Raw genomic sequence first — 20,271 nt, 5'->3', positions numbered from 1 at the left:
GGGGCTGAAGTGCGTGACGCTCAACTGGCGGCCATTCCGTCTGGCGGCGCGCCGCAGAATTGCAGAAATTGCTGGAGTGGCGGTTGCCGTTCCGCGCCGCGCTGCCAGGCCACGACCGTGGGCGGGTTGTGTACGTGCAGATCGACGGCCAGGATCACGGCCTCGCCCGCGCCGGTCAGCCGCTGCGCCGCCGCCAGGGGCAGCATGACCAGATAGTCGGTGCCGCGGATGAACTCGTCGGTCAGCAACAGATCGCTCACCTGGATGCCGCGCGGCGGCAGGCCCAGGTCGCATGCCAGGAACAGCGCGGTCAGCTTGTCGTGCATCATCGTGCCCGGACGCGGCTTGCACCAAGGTTGCCCGTGCAGATCCTTCAGCGTGAGCTGGCGCCGCGCCGCCAGCGGCGAACGCCGCGCATTGGCCACGATCACCAGCGGCTGCGGCGGCACCAGCCGCAAGCGCCCCAGGCCGGGCGCGATCAGCTCGGGCGCGTCATAGCAGACCAGCGCGTCCAGCCCGTCGTCCAGCAACAGGTCCACCATCGCGCGGTATCCGCCCGCCTGCACGTCGAGCGCGACGCCCGGCTGCGCCTGGTTGTAGGCATGGATCAGCGGCGCGAGCGTCAGCTTGCCCATGTCCGTGGCCACGCCAATTCGCAGTTCGCCCTGGCGGCCGCCGCGCACGTCCATGACGGCCTGGGCCAGCCCGCGCGCCTGCGCGACCACGGCTTCCATCATGGGCAGGATCTGCCGGCCCATTTCGGTCGGCCGCTTGCCGTTGCCGGTGCGCTCGAACAGCTTGAAGCCCAGCTGCGACTCCAGTTCCGCCAGGGTTTTCGAGACCGCCGATTCGCTGACGTTCGCAGCCGCGGCGACCTCCTTGGCCGAGGACGCGTCGCGCAGGGCCAGCGCGATCTGCAAGTGCCTGAGCTTGAGGCGGGAGGCCAGGGATTCCAGGGATGGCTTGAGCATTTCCTCAATACCTTGAGCAAATAATTCACTATACGGTAAACCCGAGCGGTCCGATCATAGCGGCATAGCGCGTGGCCATGGGCCGACCCGCGGCCGCCAGAGCCCCGGGCGTGATGCCGCGCCGACAGGAGACCGCCTTGCTGCACCGCCCCCGACTGCTCGCCCTCATACTCGCCGCCGCGACGACGGCCTGCTTGCCACCCAGTGCCATGGCCCAGGAGCCGGCCGGCGGCGACAAGCTCGTGCGCCTCATCGTCGGCTACGCCGCGGGCGGCGCGGCCGACGCCGTGGCCCGAGCCTACGCCGAACAGCTGCAGACGGCGGGATACGGCAATGTCATCGTCGAGAACCGGCCCGGCGCCTCGGGCCGCCTGGGCTTCGACGTGGTCAAGCGCGCCAAGCCGGACGGCCTGACCCTGTACCTCGGGTCCTCGCCGATGTTCGTGATCTTTCCGCTGACCTACAAGAAACTGGGATACGACCCGGACCACGATCTGCGCCCCGTCGCCCTGCTGGCCGACGTGCCCACCGCCGCGGTGGCGGGCGCCGCGCAACCCTACAGCGGCATGGCCGAGTACGTGCAATGGGCCAGGCAGGCGCGCGCCAAGGCAACCCTGGGCCTGGCGACGCAAGGCAGCCCCGGCCAGCTTGGAACGATAGAGATGGGCGGCCAGAACGGCCTGGAAGTCGTGCCCGTGCTCTATCGCGGCGCGGCGCCCATGCTGGTGGACGTGGCCGGTGGCGAGGTGTCGATGGGCTGGGACGCCGTCGCTAGCATGCTGCCGCTGTACACGGCCGGCAAGGTGAAGTTCCTGGGTGTGGCCGGCAGCCGCCGCCTGCCCACGCTGCCTGACGTGCCGACACTCTTGGAACAGGGCTTCCCGCAGTACCAGCACGCCGGCAGCTGGTATGGCGTGTACGCGCCCGCGGCCACCCCGGATGCCACCGTCGCGCAGCTGGAACAGGCTTTCGTGGCGGCCGGCAAGCGGCCGGCGCTGGTCGAAAAGCTGCAGACGGCCGGCTTCCTGGTCGAACCGCAGGACGCGCAGGCCGCCAAGCGCCGCATCGGCGTCGAACGCGAGCACTGGGCCCCTATCGTCAAGGCCGCCGGGATTTCCTTCGACGAATAGGCAGGATTCGGATCCGATGAGCGATTCCCTTTGCGAACTGAGCGCGGTCGAAGCCGCGCGCCTGATCCGCGCCCGGTCCTTGTCGCCAGTCGAACTGGTCCGCGCGTCGCTGGAACGGGCCGAGCGCCTGCAACCCGTCCTGAACTGTTTCATCACGCTGTGCCCCGAGCAGGCCATGGCCGAAGCCAGGCGCGCCGAGGCGGCGCTGATGCGCGGCGATGCCCCGGGCCTGCTGCATGGGCTGCCGTTCACCGTCAAGGACCTGGTCAACACCGCTGGCGTGCGCACCACATTCGGCGCCCTGCCGTTCCGCGACAACGTGCCGGCCGAAGACGCCGTGGCGGTGGCGCGCCTGCGCGAGCAAGGCGCCATCCTGATCGGCAAGACCACCACCCCGGAGTTCGGTTCCAAGTCCATGACTGACTCGCCGCTGTTCGGCCAGACCCGCAATGCCTGGAATCTGGAGCGCACCTGCGGCGGCTCCAGCGGCGGCGCGGCGGCGGCGACGGCCGCCGGCATTACCGCGCTGGCGGTGGCCTCGGACGGCGGCGGTTCCACCCGCATTCCCGCAGCATGCAACGGCGTGGTGGGATTCAAGCAAAGCCTGGGCGCGATACCGCACAGCCAGGCGCAGGACGCGATCGGCAACCAGACCTACGTCACGCCGACCACGCGCACGGTCGCGGATACCCGTTTGATGATGGCGGCCATGGCTGGCCCGCACGACTGCGACCCCTGGTCCCTGGGCGTGCCCAGGGCCGACTACGCAAACGCGGCCGCCGGCCCCGGCACGCTGCGCGGCAAGCGCATCCGCTACTGCGCCGCGCCCCCCGGGCGTCCCGTGGATGCCGGCGTGCGCCGCGCCTTCGAAGCGGCGCTCGCGCGCCTGGCCGACCTGGGCGCGGAGATCGAGCCGTTCGACGGCGCCGGTTTCGACGTGGAGCCGGTCTGGCGCGTCATCAACCATACGGTCTGGCGCGCCCGCTTCCTGCCCCTGATCGAACGGGAGCCCGAGGCCTACAGCCCGACCTTCCGGCGGCAGATCGCCTCGGCCGCGCAATTCAGCGCGCAGCAGTACCAGGAGGCCATGTTTGCCCGCACCGCGCTCTACCGCAAGGTCCAGGCGCTGCTCGGCCAGGCCGACCTGCTGGCGATGCCGACCATGTCGCGCACCGCCTTGCCGCTGGGTGCGGACATCTTCGATACCATTACCATCGACGGCCGCGCCTATGACGACATACGCGCCCATTGGTATCCGTGGACCATGCTGTTCAACCTGACCGGCCACCCCGCCATCAGCGTGCCTTGCGGGTTGGGGGACGACGGCATGCCGGTAGGCTTGCAACTGGTGGCCCGCAGCCACGGCGACCTGCAATTGCTGCAGGCGGCCGAGGCGTACGAGCTGGCTGGCGCTCCCCTGCCGCGGCCACCGGCCGTGGCGTAGGCCTCGACCACGGCACGGCGCGGCGCGACGGGATTACCGGCCCGACAACTCCGACCATTGCGCCAACGGCAAGGGCGGGTGCGCGTCCAGGATGCGGGCCAGCACCAGCTTCAACTCGGCCCAGCCGCCGCGTTCGCTGGGCCAGCTGGACGGCGTCACGGCGCGCCATTGGCCGTCCGCCGCACGCTCGGCCATCTTGAAGCGGAAGGTGTAATGCCCGGCCATGCCCATGCGCAGGTCCGTCACCACCAGGGCGTCGCCGATGGCGTCGTAGCGCAGCCAGTCGTCCGTGAACCAGCGCAGGCGCTGGTGTAGCGGCACGTCCGCCAGGGCCTGCGCCACGTCCAGGTTCAGGGGCTGGCGCAGCCATTCCGGCGGCGCCCGGTCGAACAGGCTGCTGACCGATTCGTAGTAGTGCCCGTCAGCCGTCTTGGCGATCACGCGCCACACCAGCGTATTGAACGGCATGGGCACGGCGCGCAGCTCGCTGACGGCGATGCCCTGCCCCTGCATCGCCTCGCGCACGCGGTCCTCGGCGGAGATGCGCCCCGCCAGCCCGAACCCCAGGTAGGCCGTGCTGAAGACCAGCGCCGCAGCCAGCAGGCGGCGCGCCGTCAGCGTCATGCCAAAGCCGATAGCGAACAGCACCGCCGCCAGCAGCGGCACGGTATAGACCGGGTCGATGATGAAGATGGCCGCCCAGCTTTCCGGTATGCGCGCCAGCGGCCAGAACAGCTGCGTCCCGTAGACGGTGAAGGCGTCCAGCACCGGGTGGGTCACCAGCACCAGCCACAAGGTCAGGAACAGCCTGCGCCCGCTGTACGGCGCCTGCGGCCAGTATTTGCGGATCAGCCATGTCAGCAAGGCGGCCAGGCCGGTCAGCACGAAGACCGAATGCGAGAAGCCGCGGTGGTACGTCATGAGCGACACCGGATCCGGATAGCGCATCAGCACGTCCAGATCCGGCACCGTGGCCAGCGCGGCGCCATAGATCAGCGCCCGCCTGCCCTGCACCCGCCCCAGCAGGGCTCCCTGTATGCCCGCGCCCAGCACGGCTTGCGTAACCGAATCCATAAATCCCCGACGATAGGCTTCATGCAGACGGACTAGATGACACGTGGCGGTCTGCGCAGGCGTTAAGATACCCGATTGCGTTCAGCTAATTTTCAACTTTGCATATATGGACCAATACGTCGACAAGATCGCGTTGTTCATCGAGACCAACCAGGCCTGGGCGGGACCGATCACCTTCCTGCTGACCCTGGGCGAATCGATGGTGCTGCTGGGCCTGTTCATCCCGGCCACCGCCCTGATGCTGCTGACCGGCGGCCTGATCGGCGCGGGCACGCTGAACCCCTGGAGCATCATCGCCTGGGGCATCGCCGGCGCCATCGTGGGCGACGCCCTGTCCTACTGGCTGGGCCGCTGGGCCGGCCCGGGCGTCCTGCGCCGCTGGCCCTTGAAGCAGCAGCGCAGCGGCGTGGCGCGCGCGCGCCTGTTCTTCTACCGCTACGGCTTCGCCTCGGTGCTGATCGGCCGCTTCCTGGGCCCCATCCGCTCCACCATCCCCACCGTCGCCGGCGTGATGGGCATGGCGCATGGCCGCTTCCAGCTGGCCAACGTCGCCTCGGCCATACTCTGGATGCCGCTGATGCTGGCCCCGGGCTACATCACGGCGCGCAGCCTGGGCACGGCGGACAATGCGCAACAAATCGCCATGATGATCGGCGCGGGACTCTCGGTGCTGCTAGGATGCGGGCTGTTGATAGCCATGCTGCGCAAACGCCGGGTCCCGGCGCGCCAACGCCGCGGCAACTGAACCGGAGAAGGGCCATGGCCATAGATGGGGAGCCCAGAAATGGCGACTTCGCGCGCTACATCGAGAACCTGACGCGCGCCGGCGGCGCGACGCCCGGCCAGGTGCCGGACAAGCGCGCGGCCGCCCGGACGGCGCCTCCCCCTGTGCCGCCCGCGCCATCCACCGGCCCCTCCGACTCGCTCTCTGGCGCGCCCTGGGGCAAGTCCTCCAAGCCCTCCACCCAGTACCAGCCGGCGCCCGCCGCGCCCGGCCAGGAAGACGCCGCGTCCATGACGCTGGCCCGCCAGGCCACGCAACGCAAGATCGGCGTCGTCCTGACCATAGGCGGCATCCTGGCGGGATGGGCCGCGGTGCGCATCATCTTCCAGGCCTTGCGCGGCCCCGGCTTCGACCTGGACGAAGCCATGCCCGCCATCTTCCTGGCCTTCTTCGCCTTCATGCTGTTCAAGGCCGCCGGCCGCGCGCGCAATCCGCGCAACAAGGCGCCGCTGCCGCCGCTCAAGCGCTCCTCGCACCGCAAGGACGGCAGCGCCTGAATTCCGTCTCCAGGGCCGCGCGGCGACCACGGGCAATGGTGCTAACATTTCCGCCGCTGTCGAAAGACCCCACGAACCACGGAGTGAAAGTGAATAACGTTGTCGGATTGAACCAGGCCCAGGCGGCCACGATGCTGAAGCTGCAGGGCCACTTGAACAGCATGATCAATCCGGACTGGGTCAACGGCGGAGCCCGCTTCCTGCGCGCCGCCTTCGTCGAATCCGCCGAAGCCCTCGAACACTACGGCTGGAAGTGGTGGAAGAAGCAGACCATCGACCTGCCGCAGGTGCAGATGGAGCTGGTGGACATCCTGCACTTCTACCTGTCGCACACCATCGTCGAAGCCCGTGGCGACGTCGCCGCCGCCGCCCGCGCGCTGGTGGCTGACCTGGCCGGGCCGGCCTCGGTCACGCTGGACGGCAAGTCCCATGCGCTGGAACAGCTGAACGTGCCGGAACTGCTGGAACTGATCGGCGGCCTGGCGGTGTGCGGACGCGCCAGCTTCAAGGTGCTGGAACAGACCATGACGTCCTGCGAAATGAGCTGGAACGACGCCTACACGCAATACGTGTCCAAGAACGTGCTGAACATCTTCCGCCAGCAGCATGGCTACAAGGAAGGCACCTACATCAAGATCTGGAGCGGCGAGGAAGACAACGTGGTACTGGCCCGCCTGCTGTCGCAGCTGGATCCCGCACGCGAGGATTTCGCCGATGCGCTGCACGCCGAGCTGGAACAGGCGTACTCGCGCCTGTAAGCCTGTAAGCCACCGCCGCGCGGACGCATGAAAAAACGCCGCAGATGCGGCGTTTTTTCATTGTGGCGCGGCGCCGGGATCGTCAGGCCGCGCGCAGGCTCTCGATGGCGGCGTCCCACACCGAAGGCGTGCCGATCTGCCGCCGCAGCTGCTCGGTGAAGGCGCGGATGCGGGCGTTGGCCCGCGGCATGGCGCGCAGCAGATAGATGCCGCTTTCCGGCGGAGGGCTGGCGTCCTGCAACGTCAGCTGCACCAGGCGGCCCGCGCCGATGTCCGCGCCCGCGGACCAGTTCGGCATGAGCGCGATGCCCAGCCCTTCAAGCGCCGCATAGCGGCGCGCATCGCAGTCGTCGCATTCAAGCGCGAACTTCGCGTCCTGCGCCCACTGGCCATTGCCCAGTTCGCGCCAGCCGCGCACGCTGGTGCTGTGGCGCCGGTCGATGAGCCGGTGGCGCGACAGGTCCGCTAGCGTGCGCGGCACGCCATGGCGTTCCAGGTAGGACGGCGCGGCGCAGATCAGGTAGCGGTGGCTGCCGATGCGCTGGCCGATCAGGCTGCTGTCGGGCTGCTGGCCCACGCGCACCACCACGTCCATGCGTTCGACCACCGGGTCCACCACGCGCTCGGTCAATTCCAGTTCCACGCGCAGTTGCGGATGGCGTTCGCCCAGCTGCTGCAGCATGGGCACCACGTAGCGCCGGGCGAACGCCGGCAGGCAGCTGACGCGCAGCAGGCCCTGCACGGTCTGCTCCAGCGAAATGACTTCGGAGCGCGCCTCGGTCATGTCGTGCAGGATTTTCACGGCGCGCTCGTACAGCACCTCGCCCGCCTCGGTGGGCATCAGGGCGCGGGTGGAACGGACGAACAGCGGCACCTTGAGTTCGGATTCCAGCGCGCCGATCTGGCGCGCCACCGACGACGCCACCATGCCGCGGCGGCGCGCCACTTCGGAAAAGCTCTGCGCGCGGGCGACGTCCACGAAGATCGACAGGCTTTCGGCAAATTTGACGGTTTTCATTTGTGCGTGTGGCGCAAAAGGGTTTGGCGCACGGCGCCTGCTTTCCTGGGAGATTAGGCAATTACGATAGCGTGCATGGCCGCACTTTGGCAATTTCGACAAAGATGGACGGCCAACCACAACCAAGATATATCCAGGAGACCCGCATGCCCCCCATCACCGACTTCCGCCGCTCGCGCCGCGTCCTGTTGGCCAGTGCCGCGCTTACCGCGTGCGCCTGGGCCGCCGCGCCCGCGGCCGCCGCCGACTATCCCAGCAAGCCGGTGACGGTGGTCGTGCCCTTCGCCGCGGGCGGTACGGTCGACCGGGTCGCGCGCCAGGTGCAGCAGGCGCTACAGGACAAGCTGGGGCAGACGGTGGTCATCGACAACCGCGGCGGCGCCGGCGGCACCATCGGCACGGCGCTGGTGGCCAAGGCCGCGCCCGACGGCTACACCGTGGAAATGGTGTTCGATTCCTATGCCACGGAACAACATATCTACCCCAAGCTGCCCTACGACGCCACGCGCGACCTGACCGGCGTGTCGTACATGGTGCGTTCGCCCATGGTGCTGGCGGTGACGGCCAGCGGCCCCTACCAGACGCTGGCGGACTACGTGGCGGCGGGCAAAAAGGGCAGCGTGTCCTATGCCTCGGTGGGCGCGGGCAGCTCCAACCACTTGGCGGCGGAAATGTTCCACCAGGCCGCCGGCACCAGCGGCATCCATACACCCTACCGCGGCGGCGGCCCGGCAGTGTCGGACCTGATGGGCGGACACGTGAACTCCATCATCGCCAGCCTGCCGCTGGTGCTGCCCCACATCCAGAGCGGCAAGCTGCGCGCGCTGGCGGTGACGGCGCCCAAGCGCGTCGCCGCCCTGCCGGACGTGCCCGCCATCGCCGAAAGCTATCCAGGCTTCGAGATCTATTCCTGGGTAGGCATGGTGGCGCCGGCCCAGACGCCGACGGCGACGCTGGACAAGCTGACCGAAGCCACGATCGCGGCGCTGCGCGATCCGGCCGTCGCCGCACGCATTACCGAATCCGGCTTCGAAGTGGTGGCCGGCGGCCGCGACGACATGAACCGGCTGGTGCAGGCCGAATCGCAGCGCTGGGGCCAGCTCATCAAGAGCCGCGGAATCGTTGCACAATGACGGAAAGGGAGTCTTCAGACGCCATGAAATCGTTCATCTATGCCAGCCGCGCCCAGCGCGTGGTCTTCGGGCCCGGCAGCCTGGCCGGCCTGGCGGCCGAACTCGACGCCCTGGGGCTACGGCGCGCGCTCGTGCTCTGCACCCCGCCGCAGCGGGCCCAGGCGGAGCGCGTCTCTGCCCTGCTGGGCGCCGAGCGCGTAGCCGGGATTTTCGACCAGGCCGTAATGCACGTGCCGATCGAGATCGCGCGCCAGGCGCAGCAGACGGCGCGCGAGCTGGGCGCCGATTGCGCCGTGGCCGTGGGCGGCGGCTCCACCATCGGCCTGGGCAAGGCCATCGCGCTGGACTCGGGACTGCCGGTCATCGCCGTGCCCACCACCTATGCGGGCTCCGAAATGACGCCGATCTACGGCATCACCGAGGCCGGCCTGAAAAAGACCGGCAAGGACGACCGGGTGCTGCCGCGCAGCGTGGTGTATGACCCGGAACTGAGCCTGTCGCTGCCCGTGACCATGAGCGTGACCAGCGGCATCAACGCCATCGCCCATGCGGCCGAGGGCCTGTATTCGGTCGAAGGCAATCCCATCATGGACCTGATGGCGCAGGAAGGCATACGCGCGCTGGCGCAGGCGCTGCCCGCCATCCACGCCGGAGCCGGCGGCGAAGACCTGCTGCAAGCGCGCGGCGACGCGCTCTATGGCGCCTGGCTGTGCGGCACGGTGCTGGGCAGCGTGGGCATGGCCTTGCACCACAAGCTCTGCCATACGCTGGGCGGCAGCTTCAACCTGCCGCACGCCGAAGTCCACACCGTGGTGTTGCCGCAGGCCCTGGCCTACAACGCCGCGGCCGCGCCGCAAGCCATGGCGCGCATCGCGGCGGCGCTGGGCGCACCCGATGCCGCCGCCGGTGTGTTCGACCTGGCGCATACGCTAGGCGCCCCCACCGCGCTGCGCGACATCGGCATGCATGAGGAAGACCTGGACCGCGCCTGCGACATCGCTTTGCAAACGCCCTACCCCAATCCGCGTCCGCTGGAACGCGTGGCGTTGCGGGCGCTGCTGCAAGACGCCTATGAAGGGAAACGGCCGCACCCATCTGGTGCGACCATTCGTCCTCGGTAGGAAACGGCGCTTGCGTGGCGGGTTACGCGCGATAGGCGCCGCTGTTCTTACGGCGCTCGCGCCGCGCTTCGCCCATCCTACCGTTGCCCGAAGCGCGTATCGCCGAACAGCGCCTTCTGATCCCTGGGCTGAGAACGCCAGTACTGGCGCGGCGCGCTAACCTGGCCGCCCAGCTGCGCCGCGGCGTGCCAGGGCCAGCGCGGGTCGTACAGCATGCCGCGCGCCAGCGCGACCATGTCGGCCTGGCCGTTCTGCAGGATGTCTTCGGCCTGCTGCGCCTCAGTGATCAGGCCCACCGTGATGGTGGGCATGCCCACCTTGCGCTTGATCTCATCGGCGAAGGGCACCTGGTAATTCGGCCCCACCGGGATCTTCTGCTGCGACGAAACGCCGCCGCTGGAGACGTCGATGAACTCGCAGCCACGCTCCTTCAGCGCCTGCGCCAGGACCAGCGTCTGTTCCAGGTCCCAGCCGCCCTCCACCCAGTCCGTCGCCGACACGCGCACGCCCAGCGCCACCGACGCAGGCGTGGCTTCGCGCAGCGCCTGGAAGACTTCCAGCGGAAAGCGCATGCGGTTTTCCAGCGAACCGCCGTAGGCGTCGTCGCGCTGGTTGGATAGGGGCGACAGGAACTGATGCAGCAGATAGCCGTGCGCGGCGTGCAATTCGATCGCGTCGAATCCCAGGCGCACGGCGCGCTTGGCGCTGGCCACGAAGGCATCGCGGATGCGCGCCAGGCCGGCGGCGTCCAGCGCGTGCGGCGCGGGCTCCGAGGCATTGTGCGGCACGGCCGAGGGCGCCCAACCCTGCCAGCCGCCGGCCTCGGGCGGCACCAGCTGGCCGCCGTTCCAGGGCGCTTCGCTGGAAGCCTTGCGGCCGGCGTGGCCAAGCTGGATGCCCAGCTTGATCGGCGCATAGCGGCGGATGGCTGCCACGACGCGGCCGATGGCCGCCTCGGTTTCGTCGGACCACAGGCCCAGGTCTCCGGGCGTGATGCGCCCGTCGGGCTCCACGGCGGTGGCTTCCACGAACAGCAACGCCGCGCCGGACAGGGCCAGGTGGCCCAGGTGGATCATGTGCCAGTCGGTGGCCAGGCCGTCTTCGGCCGAGTACTCGCACATGGGCGCGATGACGATGCGGTTGGCCAGTTCGAGCTTGCCGATGGACGTGGGACTGAAAAGCAGGGACATGCTGTGGCCTCCGGGGCGTGGGATGCCCAAGCATAGCGCCCAGTCCCGCCTGGCGACCTGAATACCGCTGCGCCGGACGGGGTCAAGCCGTGCCCGCAAACGGCACGCTACTGTCCCTCGATCACCGAATCCAGGAACTGGCGCGTGCGCGCCTCCTTGGGCTGGCTGAACAGCACCGACGATTCGGCGTCCTCGACGATATTGCCCTGGTCGAAGAACAGGGTCCGGTCGGAGCTGCGCTCGGCGAACTTCATCTGGTGGGTCACGATGATCATGGTCATGCTGCGCCGGGCAGACAGATCGCGCAGGATCTGCAGGATGCCGCCCACCAGTTCCGGGTCGAGCGCCGAGGTCACCTCGTCGAACAGCATGATGTCGGGACACATCGCCAGGGCGCGGGCGATGCCCACGCGCTGCTTCTGCCCGCCCGACAACTGCGCCGGATAGACGTCCAGCTTGTCGCCCAGGCCGACCATTTCCAGGTACTCCACGGCGCGTTCGCGCGCCTGGCTGCGCGACATGTCCAGCACGTGCAACGGCGCTTCCATCGCATTGGCCAGCGCCGTCATGTGCGGGAACAGATTGAAGTGCTGGAACACCATGCCGATCTTGCCGCGCACCTTGCGCAGATGTTCCGAATTGGACCCGACGGGACGGCCCTGGGCGTCGGTCCACATCGGCACGCCGTCGATCTCGATATCGCCGCTGGTGGGCCGGTCCAGCGTCATCAGCACGCGCAGCAGCGTGGACTTGCCCGAACCCGAGGGACCGATCACGGCCACCGTCTGGCCCGAGGGAATTTCCAGGTTGATGCCGCGCAGCACCTCCAGGTCTCCGTACTGCTTGCGCAGGTTCTTGATGCTTACGCTGGCGCTCATCGCTTTCCTCCATATCGTTGCAGGCGGGCCTCCAGGCCGCGCACGCCCCAGGCCGCCACCAGGCTCAGCGCCAGGAACAGCACGCCCACCAGGGTCAGGGGCTCGGTGTAGCGGAACGTGGCGGACCCGATCATCTTGCTCTGCTGCAACAGTTCCACCACGGTGATCGCGGACAGCAGCGGCGTGTCCTTGAACATGGCCACCAGGTAATTGCCCAGCGCCGGCACCACCGGCGGTATGGCCTGCGGCAGCACCACGCCCACCGCCGTGCGCCAGCGCGACATGTTCAACGCGGTGGCGGCTTCCCACTGGCCGCGCGGCACGGATTCGATGCCGGCGCGGTAGACCTCGGCGCAATAGGTCGCGTAGTGCAGGCCCAGAGCGGCGATGCCGGTCGCCAGCGGCGACATGCGCAGGCCGGTCAGGGGCAGGACGTAGAACAGGAAGTACATCTGCACCAGCAAGGGCGTGCTGCGCACGAACTCGATCACGAAGGCGGTGGGCAGCGACACGATGCGCAGCCGCGAACGCCGCAGCAGCGCCAGCGCCAGGCCCAGCGTCACGGCCACCAGCATGCCCAGCAGCGTGGCCTGGACCGTGATGATCAGCGCGGAGCCCAGCGTCGGCAGGATTTCCAGGGCGAAGGACCAATCGAATACCGGCTTCATCGCACGCGCACCTTGCGTTCCAGCAGACGCATGCCGCCCGTGATCAGCAGCGCCACCGCGAAATACATCAGCAGCATCAACGTGAAGATTTCGGTGGTGCGCAGGGTCTCGCTACGCAGCAACTGGCCGCGGAAGGTCAGGTCGGTGATCGTGATGAGGGACACCAGCGCCGTGTTCTTCAACAGTTCGATCAGCAGGTTGCCCGCCGGCGGCAGCATGGCCGGCACGGCCTGCGGCACCACGATGCGCCGCATGATCTGCCCGCGCGTCAGGTTCAGCGCGATGCCGGCCTCGCGCTGGCCCGGCGGCACCGCGCGGATCGCGCCGCGCACCACCTCGGCGCCATAGGCGCCGGCGTTCAGGGCCAGCACCACGATGCCCACCAGCATGGCGGGCAGCTGCACGCCGAACAGCGGCAGCACGAAGTAGAACCAGAAGAGCTGCACCAGGGCCGAGGTGCCGCGGAACACTTCGACGTAGACCGCCGCGATCCAGCGCAACGGCCGCAACGACGACAGGCGCCCGATGCCCGCGGCCAGCGCCAGCGGCACCGCCAGCACCACGGCGCCGGCCATGATTTCCAGGGTGACGGCCAGCCCCTGCAGCAACGGCGGCGCCAGTTCGGCGAAATGCTCGGATATCAGCCGCATGCGCGCCCCCTTACTGGCCGGCGCACAGCTTGGCGGCCGTGACTCCCTTGGGCAATTCCTGCGGCGTGAAGCCAAAAGGCGCCACCAGCTTCTGATGTTCTTCGGTGCCGATGAACTTGGCCAGTTCGGCGTTGAAGGCATCGGCGAAGGCCTTGTCGTCGGTGCGGAAGGCATACGCGCCGTAGCCGCGCACGTCCTTGCCGTCGATGACGGGGTCCTTGAACGGCTCGGCCTTTTCCAGGCCGCTGGCGGCGCTGGTCTTGCCCATCAGGTCATTGACCGTGAGGGCCGTGGCCGCATAGGCGTCGGCGCGTCCCGCCTGCACGCCGGACAGCGCGCTGACCGCGTCCGGGAACACCACCACCTGGACGGCAGGCACCTTGGACTTGGAGGCGTATTCCGCCTCGATCGCGCCCACCACCACGCCCAGCTTGGCATCGGGATTCTTCACTACGTCTTCGTAGCTGTGCAGGTTCTTGGGATTGCCCTGCTTGACCAGGAACGACTGGCCGACGCCGTAGGTCGGGTCGGAAAACGCCACCTGCTGGCAACGTTCGGGCGTGACGTACATGCCCGCCGCGATGATGTCGAAACGCTTGGCCTGCAGGCCGGGAATGAGGGAGCCGAACTCGGTCAGGACGCCCTCCACTTCATTGATGCCCATGCGCTTGAGCACCACCCGGGCGATCTCCACGGACTCGCCCGTGACCTTGGCTTCCTTGCTGTCCATGTAGGCGAACGGCGCCTCGTTGGCATAGCCGATGCGGATCTTGCCGGCGGTCTTGGCGGCTTCCAGGGTGGATCCGCCGGCCGGCGCGCTCGCTGCGGGCGCAGGCTTGTCTGACCCCGAATCGGAACATGCCGCCAGCATGCCCAGGCTCAGGGCGGCGAGCAAACGTCTGGTTCGGATCAGGTTCATGGCAGTTTCTCCTATATTTATTTCGAGGTATATGTCTTCACCAAAAATGATACGCTATTAAATGATTTCTATACGAATGATATGTTCGAAAAAAAGCAGGCCTGAGCCTGCTTTCCTGGACTGCCCCCGCGGCGCGTCAGAACACGTTACGAATGGTAGACAGCCATGTCTCCCCTACTGCGCGTAGGAAAAACGGCCGTTGCGGACGATGCCCATGACGCGGGCGCGTTCGTCGAAGCCCTGATGGTTTTCCTTGGAAATATTGAGCACGCCGTTGGGCACGACCAGGTCGCGCGTGTTCTCCAGCGCGTCGCGCAGCGCCTTGCGGAATTCCGGCGTGCCAGGCTTGGCGCCCGTCTTGAGCGCCCGCGCCACCGCCGAATCCAGCAGCATCCAGGCGCCGTAGGCGTCGCCCGCGAACTGGGTCAGCGTGTTGGCGCCATAGCGGCCTTCGTACTGGTCGGCGAAGGCCACGGCCACCTTTTTGACCGGATTGTCATCGGGCAGCTCGCGCGCCACCACGCCGGGGCCGGTGGGGAACAAGGTGCCTTCCACGTCCGCGCCGCCGACCTGCAGGAATTCCAGCGTGCCGATGCCATGCGTCTGGTAGATGGCACCGGTGTAGCCGCGCTCCAGCAGCGTCTTCTGCGGCAAGGCGGACGGCGTGCCCGCGCCGGCGATCAGCACGGCATCCGGCTTGGCGGCGATGACTTTCAGCACCTGTCCGACCACCGAAGCGTCGGTGCGCTGGAAGCGCTCCTGCGCCACGATGTGCAGGTCGGTGCCGGCGGCGGCCGAGAATTCCTTCCACCAGCTGTCGCCGTAGGAATCCGCGAAGCCGATGAAGGCCACGTTCTTCAGGCCTTTCTTCTTCATGTCCGCCACCAGCGCGGTCGCCATCAGCGAATCGTTCTGCGGCATCTTGAAGGCCCAGGCGCGCTTTGGATCCGACAGCGGCTCAACGATGACGCTGGACGCGGCCAACGCGATCATGGGCGTGCCGGTCTCGGCCAGCACGTCCAGGCCCGCCAGCGCGGCGGCCGTGGTGTTCGGGCCGACGATCGCGTCGACCTTGTCTTCCGAGGTCAGCTTGCGCATGTTCTTCACCGCGCGGCTGACGTCGGTGCCGTCGTCCAGCACCACGTAGCGCGCCGGTTCGCCGCCCAGGGTCGCGGGCCACAGGCGGATCGCGTTGTTGGTCTGGATGCCGATGGCGGCGGCCGGACCCGTGGTGGACACATCCACGCCGATGACGACTTCAGCCTGGGCAGACAGGGCGGGAACGGCCAGCGCGACGGCGCACGCATAGCGGACGAAATTGAGAGACATGACAGCGGTTCTCGGCAAGGTTGGAACAGATGCCCTATTTTGCCTGATGCGCGCATGGCGCCAGGCGACGCGCGTCAAACACACGGACCGCATTGGCTGCCGTTACATCGGCTTGCCGTTGCGCGCAGACGCTTTCCGCGCCGGCCCTGCCCGGTCGCCGTATCATCGATCATGCCACCCAGGCAATGCGCCTCGCCCCCGCCGGCGGCGCGCGCCCCCTCTCATACCGGCCGCGCTCGCGACGGGCGCGGCCCTTCCACAGGAGTCACGCATGAAGAAAACCGCAACCGCCCACTGGTCCGGCGACCTGAAGACCGGCAAGGGCACGATCTCCACGCAAAGCGGCGCGCTCAAGGAACAGGCTTACGGCTTCAACACCCGTTTCGGCGACACGCCCGGCACCAATCCCGAGGAACTGCTGGGCGCGGCGCATGCGGGCTGCTTCACCATGGCCCTGTCCAACATCCTCGCCGAAGCCGGCATGGTCGCGCAGAGCCTGGACACCAAGGCCGAAGTGACGCTGGACAAGGTGGAAGGCGGCTTTGCCATCACCGCCGTCCATCTGAGCGTCGAAGCCGTCATCCCCGGCGCCAGCGCCCAGGCTTTCGAGGACGCCGCGCGCAAGGCTGAAAAAGGCTGCCCGGTGTCCAAGGTGCTGAATGCCAAGATCACCATGGAAGCCAAGCTGAAGTCCTGATCCCGTCCCCGGCCCGCGGCCCGTCCCTGGGGGACGGAGCCATTGGGCCGGCCTATCCCCCGTTTGCCCAAAATCAATTTGACGGTCCGGCCTGATCCGAGGAAGATGAGAATCATTCTCAGGAGCCAACATGGGCCATTTCATCTACGCGATCTCCGGCGGCAGGACCGCACTGGCGCAAGACGTCCAGGTGTCGGCCGGACTGCGCCGCATGGCCGGCCCCGGCATCCTGGTGGCCGTGGGCTATATCGATCCCGGTAACTGGGCCACCGACATCGCGGGCGGCAGCGGCTTCGGCTATGGCCTGCTGCTGGTCGTCGTCATTTCGGCCCTGCTGGCGCTGGGCTTCCAGATCCTGGTGTCGCGCCTGGCGCTGGCCACCGGACAGGACCTGGCCACGCTGACCGCCCGCCACCTGTCCCCGCGCTGGGCCAGGACGGCCTGGCTGGCCGGCGAAGCCGCCATCCTGGCGACCGCCCTGGCCGAGCTCATCGGCGGCGCGATCGCGCTGCGCCTGCTTTTCGGCCTGCCCTTGATCGCGGGCGTCGCGGTCACCGGCGTCGGCACCTTCGCCGTGCTGGCGCTGACCCGCGGCAACGCCGACAAGCATGAACGCTTCATCGCCCTGCTGCTGTCGGTGGTCGCGATGTCCTTCGTGTTCCTGCTGTTCAAGGCCAACCCGGCCTGGGCCGAAGTGGCTCACGGCGTCACGCAAACCGGCCGCGCCCTGCGCGACCCGCAGGGCTTCCTGATCGCGCTGGGCATCCTGGGCGCGACCCTGATGCCGCACAACCTGTACCTGCATTCCGGCTCGCTCGCCCAGCGCGCGCGGCAACTGCCACCGGTCGCGCGCGACCTCGCCATGCGCGTGGCCCGCAACGACACCATCGTGTCGCTGGGCCTGGCCATGCTGATCAACGCCGCCATCATGATCGTCGCCGCCGCCTCGCTGTCGGGCTCGGGGCTCATCGTGTCCAGCCTGGACGACGCGCATGCGGTGATCGGCCAGACGCTGGGCGTGGCCGCGGCCATCGTCTTCGCGGTGGCGCTGTATGCCGCGGGGCAAAGCTCCACCATCACCGGCGTGCTGGCCGGCCGCATCCTGTCCCAAGGCTTCCAGGTCCGCAGCGGCTGGTCCGACCGGCGCCGCGCGCTGGCGACGCGGCTGGTGGCGGGCGCCGCCGCGGCCGGCCTGCTGGCCTATACCGGCGGGCAGGACCCGGACAGCCTGCTGGTGCTGAGCCAGGTGATCCTGAGCCTGGCCCTGCCCTTCGCCCTGGGGCCGCTGGTGCTGCTGGCCTGCCGCAAGAGCCTGATGGGCAAGTATGTGCTGCGCGGCGCCTGGGCCTGGGCGGCGATAGCGGCCACCGTCGGCATCCTGTTGCTGGACGGCTACCTGGTAGTGGACATGTTCGTCTAAGGCGAGGCAAAGCTAACGGAGTCACAGCACGGCCGTTGGCTGCATCGACACTGCCGATGGCCGGGCAGCAGGCGCGCCAGCTTGGCCGAAGCACGCTCCGCAGCCGCAATGAAAAAGCGCCGGCGGTCGGCCGGCGCTTTTGCTCGCGACGCAGCGCGTCGCCCTGGGCACATCAATGGTAGGCGGAGATGACCGGGTGCTGGCGGCGGCCGGCGTCCATGTCATGCAGGACCTCGCCCACTGCACCGCCGAACGCAGCCAGGCGTACTTTCAGGCGCCGCCACCCCTGGCGTCCCGATACGCCGGACAGGCTTTCCGCCAGGATGGCGTCTTCGATCAAGGTACGTTCCAGCTCATCCGACATGCGGGCATTCTTCAGCGCGGTATCGCTCATGGTTCTCTCCTTGAGAAAGCGATGTGGAACTGCACGAGCCCATCTTAGACCTGCGCTTGCTGCGTCGCAATAAATTTCTCAATCATTTTTTTGTGCGTTGCGCAATACGTACAAACACCAAAAATGGTGCACATGTGCACTGCCCTATGCACCGGTCCTGTGCAGGCCAAAGCGCCAGCCCGACCGCGCTGCCGCATCAGGCCTATGCAAGATGCGCCTGGATCAGCTTGTCGGCCATCTGCGCCACGCGGCCCGCGGGTCCGCCTTCCCCGAACAGCTGGCTGGAGACGAAGGCGCCCTCGAACAGCAGCAACAGGCCATCTCCCAGCGCCTGCGGATCGGCCGCGCCCATTTCCGCCGCCATGGCGGCCAGGCGCCGGCGCAGTTCCACCTTGTGCTCCACCGCCACGGCGCGCGCGGGATGGCCGGCTTCGGGATATTCCACCGCCGCGTTGGTCAGTCCGCAGCCGCGATAGCCGTTCTGCACCGCGCGTTCGCCCAAGCCGGACAGATACTCCAGCACCTGGGCCCGCGGATCGCCGGGATGCGCCTCGCAGGCGGCGTCGAAGCGCGCCCAGAACTCCGCGTCGTAGTCGCGCAAATAGGCCGCCGCCAGCTCGTCCTTGGACGAAAAGCTGCGGTACAGGCTGGGCTTGGTCACCCCTGCCTCGCTGACAATGGCGTCCACGCCCACGGCCCGGATGCCGTCGCGATAGAACATTTCGCGCGCGGTCTTGCGGATGCGGTCGGCCGCGAGCGGCGGCTTGCTCGCGGGACGGCCTGCGGCGGCGGTTTTGCTGGGCATGAGTGGGCTCCTTTTCCGGATGGCGTATGGCGCCAGAAATCTCTTGACTACGTTACTGACCGGTACGTACTATTCGCAAACCCCAATACGTACCGGTCAGTAACATGAGTATAGCCCGCCCTCCCGTCCCTTTCCAGCGCGCCGGCCAGAAGTACGCTTTCGTCGTCGTCGCGGTGATCTTCCTGTCCCTGCTGGTCTCGGCCGGCTTGCGCTCCTCGCCCAGCGTGCTGCTGGTGCCGCTGGAAGAAACCTTCGGCTGGAGTCGCAGCACCATCTCGCTGGCGGCCGCCGTCGGCATCTTCCTGTACGGCATGGTCGGACCGTTCGCGGCCGCCGCGATGGAACGCTTCGGCCTGCGCCGCGTGCTGATCGGCGCCCTCGCATTGATGGCCGCGTCCAGCGCGGCCAGCGCCTTCATGACCCAGCCCTGGCATCTGCTGCTGACCTGGGGCGTGTTCTCGGGCCTGGGCTCGGGCGCGGTGGCCGTGGTGCTGGGCGCCACCGTCGTCAACCGCTGGTTCAGCAAGCATCGCGGCGTGATGATGGGCCTGCTGACCGCCAGCTCCGCCACCGGCACGCTGGTCTTCCTGCCGGTGCTGGCGGCGCTGGCCTCGTCGGGCGACTGGACCCGGGTGGTATGGGCCGTGGCGGGCGCGGCGGCGGCGCTGGTGCCCTTGGCCTGGTGGCTGGTGCCGGACCGCCCGTCCAGCGTCGGCCTGGTGCCGTTCGGCAGCGATCCGCATGCGCCGCCCGCGCCCGCCGCGCCGCGCACCGGCCTGCTGGCCGCAACGTTCGGCGCGCTGGCGCGCGCCTCGCGCACCCGCACCTTCTGGTTCCTGTTCGCCACCTTCTTTGTTTGCGGCTTTACCACCAACGGTCTGGTGGGCACGCACCTGATCGCGCTTTGCGGCGACCATGGCATGCCGGAAGTGCAGGCCGCGGGCCTGCTGGCGCTGATGGGCGTCTTCGACCTGTTCGGCACCACGGCGTCCGGCTGGCTCACCGACCGCTACGATCCGCGCAAGCTGCTGTTCGTCTACTACGGCCTGCGCGGACTGTCGCTGATCTACCTGCCCTACTCCGACTTCTCGTTCTACAGCCTGTCGATCTTCGCCATCTTCTTCGGCCTGGACTGGATCGCCACGGTGCCGCCCACGCTGCGCCTGACGACCGAAGCCTTCGGCGAGCGCGACGCCCCCATCGTGTTCGGCTGGATCGTCGCGGGCCATCAGCTGGGCGCGGCCAGCGCCGCCTGGATGGCGGGCGCCGTGCGCGAAGCGCAGGGCAGCTACCTGATGGCCTTCGTCATCTCCGGCACGACGGGCCTGATCGCCGCCGTGATCGCGCTGATGATAGGCAGGAAGCGCGTGGTGCCGCAGCCAGCCTGAACC

At 68.3% G+C, this 20,271-nt stretch carries 21 protein-coding genes; 10 read left to right on the top strand and 11 right to left on the bottom strand.

Annotated features, from left to right (window positions below; translation table 11 throughout):
* Positions 1 to 20: 20 nt before the first annotated feature.
* Positions 21 to 971: a LysR family transcriptional regulator gene (locus HWY37_RS07630; protein ID WP_176088273.1), complete on the bottom strand. Its 951-nt coding sequence runs from the start codon at positions 969 to 971 to the stop codon at positions 21 to 23.
* A 137-nt stretch (positions 972 to 1,108) separates the two neighbouring features.
* Between HWY37_RS07630 and HWY37_RS07625 the strand changes: the two genes are divergently transcribed.
* A complete protein-coding gene (locus tag HWY37_RS07625) occupies positions 1,109 to 2,101 on the top strand; it encodes a Bug family tripartite tricarboxylate transporter substrate binding protein (protein WP_176088272.1) in 993 nt (330 codons plus the stop codon).
* Positions 2,102 to 2,117: 16 nt separating this feature from the next.
* The gene (locus HWY37_RS07620) at positions 2,118 to 3,545 is read left to right on the top strand and encodes an amidase (protein ID WP_176088271.1); all 1,428 of its coding nucleotides are present in this window, start codon (positions 2,118 to 2,120) and stop codon (positions 3,543 to 3,545) included.
* Between the two features lie 33 nt (positions 3,546 to 3,578).
* Here the strand turns inward: HWY37_RS07620 and HWY37_RS07615 are convergent, their stop codons facing one another.
* Positions 3,579 to 4,619, bottom strand: a complete 1,041-nt coding sequence (locus HWY37_RS07615) for a metal-dependent hydrolase (protein WP_176088270.1) — start codon at positions 4,617 to 4,619, stop codon at positions 3,579 to 3,581.
* Between the two features lie 106 nt (positions 4,620 to 4,725).
* Between HWY37_RS07615 and HWY37_RS07610 the strand changes: the two genes are divergently transcribed.
* From HWY37_RS07610 to HWY37_RS07600, 3 genes are all read left to right on the top strand, one after another.
* Positions 4,726 to 5,364, top strand: coding sequence for a DedA family protein (locus HWY37_RS07610; RefSeq protein ID WP_175210528.1), 639 nt, complete (start codon positions 4,726 to 4,728; stop codon positions 5,362 to 5,364).
* A gap of 14 nt (positions 5,365 to 5,378) precedes the next feature.
* Positions 5,379 to 5,900, top strand: coding sequence for a hypothetical protein (locus HWY37_RS07605; protein WP_175210527.1), 522 nt, complete (start codon positions 5,379 to 5,381; stop codon positions 5,898 to 5,900).
* A gap of 107 nt (positions 5,901 to 6,007) precedes the next feature.
* Positions 6,008 to 6,658 carry a dUTPase gene (locus tag HWY37_RS07600; protein WP_217481329.1) on the top strand — a complete coding sequence of 217 codons (651 nt, stop codon included), beginning with the start codon at positions 6,008 to 6,010 and terminating at the stop codon, positions 6,656 to 6,658.
* An 82-nt stretch (positions 6,659 to 6,740) separates the two neighbouring features.
* Here the strand turns inward: HWY37_RS07600 and HWY37_RS07595 are convergent, their stop codons facing one another.
* Positions 6,741 to 7,676, bottom strand: coding sequence for a LysR family transcriptional regulator (locus tag HWY37_RS07595; protein WP_175210525.1), 936 nt, complete (start codon positions 7,674 to 7,676; stop codon positions 6,741 to 6,743).
* 146 nt (positions 7,677 to 7,822) lie between these two features.
* Here HWY37_RS07595 and HWY37_RS07590 point away from each other — a divergent pair, with 146 nt between their 5' ends.
* Both HWY37_RS07590 and HWY37_RS07585 read left to right on the top strand, forming a co-directional pair.
* Positions 7,823 to 8,809, top strand: a complete 987-nt coding sequence (locus HWY37_RS07590) for a tripartite tricarboxylate transporter substrate binding protein (protein WP_176088269.1) — start codon at positions 7,823 to 7,825, stop codon at positions 8,807 to 8,809.
* A gap of 23 nt (positions 8,810 to 8,832) precedes the next feature.
* On the top strand, positions 8,833 to 9,930 hold the full coding sequence (locus tag HWY37_RS07585; protein ID WP_176088268.1) for a maleylacetate reductase: 1,098 nt from the start codon (positions 8,833 to 8,835) through the stop codon (positions 9,928 to 9,930).
* A 77-nt stretch (positions 9,931 to 10,007) separates the two neighbouring features.
* Here the strand turns inward: HWY37_RS07585 and HWY37_RS07580 are convergent, their stop codons facing one another.
* The 6 genes from HWY37_RS07580 to HWY37_RS07555 all read right to left on the bottom strand — a co-directional run bounded on the left by HWY37_RS07580 (position 10,008) and on the right by HWY37_RS07555 (position 15,564).
* Positions 10,008 to 11,120 (bottom strand): NADH:flavin oxidoreductase/NADH oxidase, encoded by a 1,113-nt coding sequence (locus tag HWY37_RS07580; RefSeq protein WP_176088267.1) that lies wholly within the window; start codon positions 11,118 to 11,120, stop codon positions 10,008 to 10,010.
* Between the two features lie 107 nt (positions 11,121 to 11,227).
* The gene (locus HWY37_RS07575) at positions 11,228 to 11,998 is read right to left on the bottom strand and encodes an amino acid ABC transporter ATP-binding protein (RefSeq protein ID WP_175210517.1); all 771 of its coding nucleotides are present in this window, start codon (positions 11,996 to 11,998) and stop codon (positions 11,228 to 11,230) included.
* Positions 11,995 to 12,666 (bottom strand): ectoine/hydroxyectoine ABC transporter permease subunit EhuD, encoded by a 672-nt coding sequence (gene ehuD, locus HWY37_RS07570; protein ID WP_175210515.1) that lies wholly within the window; start codon positions 12,664 to 12,666, stop codon positions 11,995 to 11,997. The genes HWY37_RS07575 and ehuD overlap by 4 nt, the downstream gene beginning before the upstream one ends.
* Positions 12,663 to 13,316: an ectoine/hydroxyectoine ABC transporter permease subunit EhuC gene (gene ehuC / locus HWY37_RS07565; protein WP_176088266.1), complete on the bottom strand. Its 654-nt coding sequence runs from the start codon at positions 13,314 to 13,316 to the stop codon at positions 12,663 to 12,665. Before ehuC ends, ehuD begins: the two co-directional genes overlap by 4 nt.
* Positions 13,317 to 13,326: 10 nt before the next feature.
* Positions 13,327 to 14,235: an ectoine/hydroxyectoine ABC transporter substrate-binding protein EhuB gene (ehuB, locus tag HWY37_RS07560; RefSeq protein WP_176088265.1), complete on the bottom strand. Its 909-nt coding sequence runs from the start codon at positions 14,233 to 14,235 to the stop codon at positions 13,327 to 13,329.
* 174 nt (positions 14,236 to 14,409) lie between these two features.
* Positions 14,410 to 15,564, bottom strand: coding sequence for an ABC transporter substrate-binding protein (locus HWY37_RS07555; protein ID WP_176088264.1), 1,155 nt, complete (start codon positions 15,562 to 15,564; stop codon positions 14,410 to 14,412).
* Between the two features lie 271 nt (positions 15,565 to 15,835).
* On the opposite strand from HWY37_RS07555, the gene HWY37_RS07550 reads away from it, so the two are divergent.
* Positions 15,836 to 16,261 (top strand): OsmC family protein, encoded by a 426-nt coding sequence (locus tag HWY37_RS07550; RefSeq protein ID WP_176088263.1) that lies wholly within the window; start codon positions 15,836 to 15,838, stop codon positions 16,259 to 16,261.
* A gap of 130 nt (positions 16,262 to 16,391) precedes the next feature.
* Positions 16,392 to 17,681 carry an Nramp family divalent metal transporter gene (locus tag HWY37_RS07545; RefSeq protein ID WP_176088262.1) on the top strand — a complete coding sequence of 430 codons (1,290 nt, stop codon included), beginning with the start codon at positions 16,392 to 16,394 and terminating at the stop codon, positions 17,679 to 17,681.
* A gap of 172 nt (positions 17,682 to 17,853) precedes the next feature.
* Here HWY37_RS07545 and HWY37_RS07540 read toward each other — a convergent pair whose 3' ends face one another.
* Both HWY37_RS07540 and HWY37_RS07535 read right to left on the bottom strand, forming a co-directional pair.
* The gene (locus HWY37_RS07540; RefSeq protein ID WP_175210503.1) at positions 17,854 to 18,075 is read right to left on the bottom strand and encodes an XRE family transcriptional regulator; all 222 of its coding nucleotides are present in this window, start codon (positions 18,073 to 18,075) and stop codon (positions 17,854 to 17,856) included.
* 202 nt (positions 18,076 to 18,277) lie between these two features.
* Complete coding sequence (locus HWY37_RS07535; RefSeq protein ID WP_175210501.1) at positions 18,278 to 18,880, bottom strand: TetR/AcrR family transcriptional regulator; 603 nt, start codon at positions 18,878 to 18,880, stop codon at positions 18,278 to 18,280.
* A 104-nt stretch (positions 18,881 to 18,984) separates the two neighbouring features.
* On the opposite strand from HWY37_RS07535, the gene HWY37_RS07530 reads away from it, so the two are divergent.
* Positions 18,985 to 20,268 carry an MFS transporter gene (locus HWY37_RS07530; RefSeq protein ID WP_176088261.1) on the top strand — a complete coding sequence of 428 codons (1,284 nt, stop codon included), beginning with the start codon at positions 18,985 to 18,987 and terminating at the stop codon, positions 20,266 to 20,268.
* The last annotated feature ends 3 nt before the right edge of the window (positions 20,269 to 20,271 follow it).

The organism is Achromobacter anxifer (assembly GCF_903652925.1).
Lineage (GTDB): Bacteria > Pseudomonadota > Gammaproteobacteria > Burkholderiales > Burkholderiaceae_B > Achromobacter > Achromobacter anxifer.
The sequence above is the reverse complement of the archived record's forward strand: the minus strand, read 5'-3'. Positions and strand labels throughout refer to the sequence as shown.

What these genes read in the sequence shown, in the direction of transcription:
- HWY37_RS07630 (WP_176088273.1), bottom strand. Translation starts at nt 971, where the DNA reads ATGCTCAAGCCATCCCTGGAATCCCTGGCCTCCCGCCTCAAGCTCAGG.
- HWY37_RS07620 (WP_176088271.1), top strand. Translation starts at nt 2,118, where the DNA reads ATGAGCGATTCCCTTTGCGAACTGAGCGCGGTCGAAGCCGCGCGCCTG.
- HWY37_RS07615 (WP_176088270.1), bottom strand. Translation starts at nt 4,619, where the DNA reads ATGGATTCGGTTACGCAAGCCGTGCTGGGCGCGGGCATACAGGGAGCC.
- HWY37_RS07610 (WP_175210528.1), top strand. Translation starts at nt 4,726, where the DNA reads ATGGACCAATACGTCGACAAGATCGCGTTGTTCATCGAGACCAACCAG.
- HWY37_RS07605 (WP_175210527.1), top strand. Translation starts at nt 5,379, where the DNA reads ATGGCCATAGATGGGGAGCCCAGAAATGGCGACTTCGCGCGCTACATC.
- HWY37_RS07595 (WP_175210525.1), bottom strand. Translation starts at nt 7,676, where the DNA reads ATGAAAACCGTCAAATTTGCCGAAAGCCTGTCGATCTTCGTGGACGTC.
- HWY37_RS07590 (WP_176088269.1), top strand. Translation starts at nt 7,823, where the DNA reads ATGCCCCCCATCACCGACTTCCGCCGCTCGCGCCGCGTCCTGTTGGCC.
- HWY37_RS07585 (WP_176088268.1), top strand. Translation starts at nt 8,833, where the DNA reads ATGAAATCGTTCATCTATGCCAGCCGCGCCCAGCGCGTGGTCTTCGGG.
- HWY37_RS07580 (WP_176088267.1), bottom strand. Translation starts at nt 11,120, where the DNA reads ATGTCCCTGCTTTTCAGTCCCACGTCCATCGGCAAGCTCGAACTGGCC.
- HWY37_RS07575 (WP_175210517.1), bottom strand. Translation starts at nt 11,998, where the DNA reads ATGAGCGCCAGCGTAAGCATCAAGAACCTGCGCAAGCAGTACGGAGAC.
- ehuD (WP_175210515.1), bottom strand. Translation starts at nt 12,666, where the DNA reads ATGAAGCCGGTATTCGATTGGTCCTTCGCCCTGGAAATCCTGCCGACG.
- ehuC (WP_176088266.1), bottom strand. Translation starts at nt 13,316, where the DNA reads ATGCGGCTGATATCCGAGCATTTCGCCGAACTGGCGCCGCCGTTGCTG.
- ehuB (WP_176088265.1), bottom strand. Translation starts at nt 14,235, where the DNA reads ATGAACCTGATCCGAACCAGACGTTTGCTCGCCGCCCTGAGCCTGGGC.
- HWY37_RS07555 (WP_176088264.1), bottom strand. Translation starts at nt 15,564, where the DNA reads ATGTCTCTCAATTTCGTCCGCTATGCGTGCGCCGTCGCGCTGGCCGTT.
- HWY37_RS07550 (WP_176088263.1), top strand. Translation starts at nt 15,836, where the DNA reads ATGAAGAAAACCGCAACCGCCCACTGGTCCGGCGACCTGAAGACCGGC.
- HWY37_RS07545 (WP_176088262.1), top strand. Translation starts at nt 16,392, where the DNA reads ATGGGCCATTTCATCTACGCGATCTCCGGCGGCAGGACCGCACTGGCG.
- HWY37_RS07540 (WP_175210503.1), bottom strand. Translation starts at nt 18,075, where the DNA reads ATGAGCGATACCGCGCTGAAGAATGCCCGCATGTCGGATGAGCTGGAA.
- HWY37_RS07535 (WP_175210501.1), bottom strand. Translation starts at nt 18,880, where the DNA reads ATGCCCAGCAAAACCGCCGCCGCAGGCCGTCCCGCGAGCAAGCCGCCG.
- HWY37_RS07530 (WP_176088261.1), top strand. Translation starts at nt 18,985, where the DNA reads ATGAGTATAGCCCGCCCTCCCGTCCCTTTCCAGCGCGCCGGCCAGAAG.